Origin of the sequence: Pseudomonas sp. CM25, assembly GCF_013179705.1 — a bacterium.
GTDB lineage: Bacteria > Pseudomonadota > Gammaproteobacteria > Pseudomonadales > Pseudomonadaceae > Aquipseudomonas.
The window spans coordinates 1-3,129 of sequence record NZ_JABMCW010000483.1; the positions used below are offsets into that span (position 1 = coordinate 1).

Annotated in this window: 2 protein-coding genes; both read right to left on the minus strand. The window is 64.7% G+C overall.

Annotated features, from left to right (window positions below; all coding sequences use genetic code 11):
• A partial coding sequence (locus HP546_RS28235) for a hypothetical protein (RefSeq protein ID WP_172232506.1) occupies nt 1–1,072 on the minus strand: 1,072 nt, incomplete at its 3' end.
• Nucleotides 1,073–1,209: 137 nt separating this feature from the next.
• Nucleotides 1,210–2,703 carry an aldehyde dehydrogenase gene (locus HP546_RS28240; protein ID WP_172232509.1) on the minus strand — a complete coding sequence of 498 codons (1,494 nt, stop codon included), beginning with the start codon at nt 2,701–2,703 and terminating at the stop codon, nt 1,210–1,212.
• Nucleotides 2,704–3,129 lie beyond the last annotated feature (426 nt).

Sequence of the window (3,129 nt, forward strand, 5' to 3'; positions counted from 1 at the left end):
GCTTGCCCTTCAGCGCCACGTGGTGCACCTGGCTGTTCTTGTTGAACGGCCCGGCATAGTTGGCTGCCACTTCGCCCTGGAACCAGGTGCCGTAGCCACGGCTCAGGCCATAGAACAACGGGTCGAAGCCTTCCGAGAAACGGCTGTAGCGGTAGGTGGCGGTGGGGGTCCAGGGCAGTTCGGAGAAGGTCCAGTTGCCTTCCAGGTACCAGGCGTTCTCGCGCCCGCCTGTCTTGTCCTGAGTGACGTACTCGGCGGCCAGCTCCAGGTCCTTCACACCGAGGTTGCCGCGCCCGCGCAGGCTGGCGGTGTCCATGCCGTCGCGGTGTTCCAGGCCCAGCAGCTGCGCATAGCGCTGGTCCACGTCGAGCCCGCGGATCCAGCTGAGGCCGACGGTGCCGTTGTCGCCGACATGCTCCAGGTTGGCCACTGCCATTGAGGTATCGGCCTGATAATGATTGTCGGACTTCAGCCACATCAGGTCGCCGCGCCAGCCCTGCTTGCCGCCCAGGCGCAGTACGGCGGTGCGGTCGAAGGCCTTGCGTGCGGCCAGGTAGTAGGCGCCACCGCGGTCGAAGTTGGCACCCAGGTCGACCTTGCCGAGGTTGACCGGGTCACCCTGGATCAGGAAGCCGTCGCCCAGGGTGACCACCTGGCGGCCAGCGGAAATGTCCACGCCGTCTTCGCCCAGTGCCGGGAACAGGTTGGCCGAGCGCCAGCCCAGGTACAGGTCTTCGATGGCGGTACGGCGCTCGTCGCCCAGGGTCAGCCCGGCGGCATCACCATCGCCCCAGGTGGTGGAGCTGAGCAGGTTGAAGGCGCCGTAGAGCGCGCCGCTATCGGCCAGGGCCTGGCTGCCGCTCAGTCCGTATTTCGCGTAGCCCTCCTGCCAGGCGCTGCTGCCCGGCTGGCGGTTGCCGGCCTGGTTGAAGCTTTCGTCGCTGTGGAAAACACCCAACAGGGCTTCGAGTTCGGCGTTGAGGGTGGTGCCGTTGTGGTTGTACAGCTCGTAGGCTTGGCTGGCGGGGGCGGCTAGCAGCAGGGCCAATGTGCAGGCGAGTGTGTGCCTCATGGGTTTGCTCCATGGTTTTTTATTGTTGTTTTTGTAGTGCCTGTACCGGCCTCTTCGCAGCACAAGGCTGCTCCTGCAAGGAATGCGCGACCGTAGGAGCAGCCTTGCGCTGCGAAGGGGCCGGTACAGGAAAATGATCAGAGCTTGATCAACACCGACTTGAGCTCGGTGTAGTGCTCGATGGCCGCAGCGCCCATCTCGCGACCAACGCCAGACATCTTGTAGCCGCCAAACGGCAGCGCCGGGTCCAGCGCGCTGTGGCAGTTGACCCACACCGAGCCGGACTTGATACGCGGGATCATCCTGTGCACAGCCGCCAGGTCGTTGGACCAGATGCTCGCGCCCAGGCCGTAGGGGTTGTCGTTGGCCATGCCGATCACTTCGTCGAGGTCCTCGAACGGCATCGCCACCAGCACCGGCCCGAAGATTTCTTCCTGCACCAGGCGGTGGCGCTGGTCGACATCGACGATCACCGTCGGTTTGACGAAGTAACCCGGCCCGAAGCTTTCACCGCCACAGGCAATGGTCGCACCCAGTTCGCGGCCCAGTTCGATGTAGCCGGTGACGCGGTCCTGCTGTTTGGCCGAAATCAATGGGCCCATCTGCACCGCCGGGTCCAGCCCGCTGCCCAGCTTCATGCCGTTGGCGATGCCGGCGATGTCGGCCACCACGTTGTCGAAGTGCTTGCGGTGCACATACAGCCGCGAGCCCGCGCAGCACACCTGGCCCTGGTTGAAGAAAATCGCCGTGGCCGCACCGGCAGCGGCTTCCTGCAGGTTGGCGTCGGGCATGACGATGGTCGGCGACTTGCCGCCCAGTTCCAGGGTCACGCGGGTCATGTTGTCCATGGCCGCCTTGCCGATCAGCTTGCCGACTTCGGTGGAGCCGGTGAAGGTGAGCTTGTCCACCCCGGGGTGGCGGCTGAGCGCGGCGCCGGCATTCAGGCCGGTGCCGGTGATCACATTGAATACACCGGCCGGGTAGCCGGCCTCGTCTACCAGTTCCGCCAGCTTCAGCACGCTCAGTGGTGTTTCGTCGGCGGGCTTGAGCACCACGGTGCAGCCGGTGGCAAGCGCCGGCCCGAGCTTCCAGCAGGCCAGCAGCAGCGGGAAGTTCCAGGCGACGATGGCACCGACCACGCCCACTGCCTCGCGGCGGATGAAACCGTGGAACTGGTCGTTGGGCATCAACGGCATCGAGGCTTCGACGGTGCTACCCTCGATCTTGGTGGCCCAGCCGGCCATGTAGCGCAAGAAGTCGATGGCCAGTTGCACGTCCATTACCTGGGCCACGGCGGCGCTCTTGCCGTTGTTCAGGCATTCCAGTTCGGCCAGCTGGCGGGCATCGCGCTCCATCAGGTCGGCCAGGCGCCACAGCAGGTTCTGCCGCTCGCGCGGGCGCAGGCGGCTCCAGGGCGAATCATCGAAGGCCTGGCGCGCCGCGCGGACCGCGCGGTCGACATCTTCGGCCTCGGCCGCGGGCACTTCGCCCAGTACTTCGCCGGTGGCCGGGTTGCGGAACGACAGGGTGCGGCCATTGGCGGCGTCCTGCCAGTCGGCGCCAATGCGCATTTTCAGCTTGCGTTCCAGGAAGGCGCGGGTGGCGGGCAGGATGGGCAGTTCGGAAAGCATGGGGGCGGTGCCTCTTGTCATTGGATGTGACGGGCACTGGCGCAATGGCCGTGCCAAGCTGCGCAGATGGCCGCAAAGCGTTGAAGATATTGGGCTTTGCCTGGCTGCAAGGTTGTGATTGCAGGTATGCGCTGTTGCACATTGAGACGGTGTGAGACGGTGGTGAAACAGTGGCTGTCAGGGCCAATCGCCGGCAAGCCAGCTCCCACAGGTCAACCACTGCCTTGAAGACCTGTGCTGTACCTGTGGGAGCTGGCTTGCCGGCGATTGGCCTGCGCAGCAGGCCCTGTCTCAGGATGAAACACCCTGTCGCGAAATGGCACGCTGCATTTGGCCATCCCTGCTGGCAGCAAAGCCCATAAAACCGCCTAAAAGGTTGAAAGAAAACGGTTTTGCATCACCTGGCACACTTCCTGTATCACAACC